Annotated in this window: 3 protein-coding genes; 1 reads left to right on the forward strand and 2 read right to left on the reverse strand. The window is 74.0% G+C overall.

The window, feature by feature from the left end; all coding sequences use genetic code 11:
* Nucleotides 1-185: 185 nt before the first annotated feature.
* Both Q0112_RS04735 and Q0112_RS04740 read right to left on the reverse strand, forming a co-directional pair.
* Complete coding sequence (locus tag Q0112_RS04735; protein ID WP_297972141.1) at nucleotides 186-1,616, reverse strand: S1C family serine protease; 1,431 nt, start codon at nucleotides 1,614-1,616, stop codon at nucleotides 186-188.
* 203 nt (nucleotides 1,617-1,819) lie between these two features.
* Nucleotides 1,820-2,806, reverse strand: coding sequence for a D-glycerate dehydrogenase (locus tag Q0112_RS04740; RefSeq protein ID WP_297972142.1), 987 nt, complete (start codon nucleotides 2,804-2,806; stop codon nucleotides 1,820-1,822).
* A gap of 233 nt (nucleotides 2,807-3,039) precedes the next feature.
* On the opposite strand from Q0112_RS04740, the gene Q0112_RS04745 reads away from it, so the two are divergent.
* A partial coding sequence (locus Q0112_RS04745; RefSeq protein ID WP_367278437.1) for an SH3 domain-containing protein occupies nucleotides 3,040-3,414 on the forward strand: 375 nt, incomplete at its 3' end.

Genomic DNA, 3,414 nt, shown 5'->3' on the forward strand with positions numbered 1-3,414 from the left:
GCGCCCGCCCCGCCCCAGGCGGGCGCTTCTCGCCCGCCGGGTCGGGCGCTGCCCTCTTCTCCCTGGAGCGGCGTTTCGTACAGGATGCGACCCGTGAGGCGCATCATGCGAGATCCTCGAGTCCGGCTCGTGCGACCGCGGCCGAAAGCCCCGCGCCCCCCGTCCGCCCGTACGACCGCCGGGTGTCAGCGGCAGACGATCGGCACGACGGCCTCGCCGAAGGCGGCCGGCGCCCCTTCGGCGATGTCGTAGCCGCCGAGCCCGCCCGGGGCCGGCGAGACGCCGTGCCCGTCGAGGAAGCGCTCGAGCTCCCCCTCGCCGAGCGCGTAGTTCACGTTCTGCGGCAGCGTGCCGGTCGCCTCGGCGATGAATTCCTCCGACAGCCGCGCCACCACCAGCCCGCGCACCGCGCCGTGCGAATCGACCAGCGGCCCGCCGCTGTTGCCCGGCTGCACCGGGGCGGAGAAGGTGAAGAAGCGCCGGTCGTCGTCCACCCCGGCCAGCGCGCTGACGTTGCCGCTGGTCAGGTTCAGCGAGGTCCCGGCGATCGAATAGTAGGGAAAGCCCGCCGCATGCACCTGCTGGCCGAGCCGGAGCTCGTCCTCGGCCAGCGACAGCCAGTGCCGCGCCGGCGCCGGCGCCCGGAGCAGCGCGACGTCGAGGTCGGGGTCGGCGGCGAGCAGGGCGAAGTCGCGCCCGTCGGGCAGGCTGACGCGGGCGCAGCCGGCCACCACATGCTCGGCCGTCACCACCGTCTCGGCGCCGAGATAGAAGCCGGTGCCGGTGCTCGAGGGCGGCGCCGCCGCGGCCGGCGCCCCGGTCGGCCAGGCATCCGGCACGGCGTCCGGCAGGCTGGCGGGCAGGGCGTCCGTCCCCGACAGGAAGGCCCCGGCGGCGGCGATGAGCCCGGCGAGGTGGCCGCCCTGCGGCAGGTCCCAGGGCGCCGGCCGGCCCGGGCCGATGCTCGCCGCCGCGAGGCCGAGCGCGCCCGCGTCCTCCGGCGTTGCCACGAGCAGCACCGTGGCCCAGCCCGCGCCGGTGCTGTCCGAGCGGGTGTAGAAGGCGCGGCCGTCCCGGAGCACGCCGCGGGTGACGAGCCGCGCCGCCCCGCGCTCGGTGACGAGCGCCGCCGCCTCCGCGTTCGCCTTGATCGCCGCCCCGTGCCAGCGCCGCGCCGCCTCGGCGTCGAAATCGTGGGTGAGCACGGTCAGCCGGCCGTCCTCGCTCCAGCGCCGCTCGCCGCCCTCCTCGGGCTCGGGCGGACCGAGCCGCGCCAGGGGCAGGGCGAGCGAGATGCCGAGCTCGGGCAGGTAGCGGAAATCCCACCCGTCCGCGCGCACTGCCTCGGCGAGCTGCAGCACCAGCGCCGCGACGTGCACCGCGAGCGGCGGCCCGTCGAACTCCCGCGCGGCGAAGGCGGCGAGCGCCTCCGCGCTCTCCGCCCCCCAGGCGCCGTCGAGCGCACCGTGGTAGTCGCCGGCGGCGGCGAGCGCCGCCTGCACCAGGCGCCGCTCCGGCGCGTCGAGCGCCGCCGCGTCGAAGGCGCGGAAGAGCGGCTCGTCCGCGCGCGCGGACGGCCCGAACAGCGTCACCAGAACGACAAGACCGAGCAGCAACACCCGCGGCATCGACACACCCCACACGCAGCGGAGAGGCTAGCACGGGCCGCGGGGGACGCCCAAGGAACGTCTTGCATTTTCCTAAACGACGAGCGGACCCGGCGTATATACAACGTCTATACGAAAAATCGGACAAGCCATTCCAATGGCTTGCCGGGAGGGCACGCGTGCGCTCCCGTGCGCGCCGCCTGCGTGCGCCCTCAGAGCATCGCCGGGACCACCTGATCCGGCGGCCGGTGCCCGTCGGCGAAGGTCTTGATGTTGATGATGACCTTCTCGCCCATCTCGAGCCGCCCCTCGAAGGTCGCCGAGCTCATGTGCGGCAGCAGCAGCACGTTCGGCAGGTCCCGGAGCCGCGGGTTCACGTCGTGCCCGTGCTCGTAGACGTCGAGGCCGGCTCCGCCGAGCTCGCCCGCCCGGAGCATCCGGGTCAGCGCGTTCTCGTCGATCACCTCGCCGCGGGCGGTGTTCACGATGTAGGCGTCGCGCTTCATCAGCTTCAGCCGCCGCGCGTTCATCAGGTGGAAGGTCGAGGGGGTGTGCGGCACGTTGATCGACAGGATGTCGATGCGCGCCAGCATCTGGTCGAGGCTCTCCCACCAGGTCGCGCCGAGCTCGGCCTCGATGTCGGGATGCACCCGCCGGCGGTTGTGATAGTGGATCTCGAGCCCGAACGGCCGCGCCCGCCGCGCGACGGCACGCCCGATGCGGCCGAGCCCGAGGATGCCGAGCTTCTTGCCGGCGATCCGGTGCCCCATCAGCGCGGTCGGGCTCCAGCCCTCCCACTCGCCGCGCTGCATCATCAGCGCCCCCTCCGGCACCCGGCGCGGCACGGCGAGGATCAGCGCCATCGCCATGTCGGCGGTATCCTCGGCCAGCACGCCCGGCGTGTTCGACACCATGATCCCGCGCTGCAGCGCCGTCGCCACGTCGATATGGTCGAAGCCCGCGCCGTAGTTGGCGATCAGCCGCAGGTCGGGCCCGGCCTGCGCCAGCAGCCGCGCGTCGATCCGGTCGGTGATGGTCGGGACCAGCACGTCGGCCCGGCTCATCGCGCCGGCCAGCTCCTCGGCCGTCATCGGCCGGTCCTCGGCATTGAGTTCGACGTCGAAGAGCTCCTGCATCCGCGCTTCGACCTGCGCGGGCAGACGCCGCGTCACCACGACGCGCGTACGGGCTGACGGCATGCGATTTCCTGTTTCGAGACGCTCGGATTGTCGTTATGGTCAGCGGACAATTGCACGGGCAGGCGGGAGAGATCCAGACACTTCCCGGCAGAGGCACGAGAGCAGGGCACGAGAGCAGGACTGGCATGACCGTCGCACCCTTCCGGCGCCGGGCCGCAGCCGCGGCGTTCGTTCTCATTCTCGCCGGCCTTTCGCCGCAGGCGCCGGCCGCGGCGGAGGGGGCGCGCGGCCCGGTGACCAACCTTCCCCTGCCGCGCTTCGTCTCGATGCGCGGCGAGACCGCCAACGCCCGGCGCGGGCCGAGCCTCGACCAGCGGGTCGACTGGGAGTTCGTCCACCGGGGCCTGCCGCTCGAGATCACCGCCGAGTACGGCCAGTGGCGGCGGGTGCGCGACGCCGAAGGCGCCGGTGGCTGGGTGCACCACGCGCTCCTCTCCGGCGCACGCACCGGGCTCGTCCTCGGCGAGGAGCCGGTGCCGCTGCGCGCCGGCCCGACCGAGGCGGCGGCGGTGCGCGCGCTCGCCGAGCCCGGCGTCATCGGCCGGCTCGCGGCTTGCCGCAACGACTGGTGCGAGATCGAGACGGACGGGGCGAAGGGATGGCTGCCG

This window comes from uncultured Amaricoccus sp. (assembly GCF_937858865.1).
GTDB lineage: Bacteria > Pseudomonadota > Alphaproteobacteria > Rhodobacterales > Rhodobacteraceae > Amaricoccus.

Bases quoted from the DNA above. Each gene is read 5' to 3' on its own strand.
- Q0112_RS04740 (WP_297972142.1), bottom strand. From the start codon at position 2,806: ATGCCGTCAGCCCGTACGCGCGTCGTGGTGACGCGGCGTCTGCCCGCG.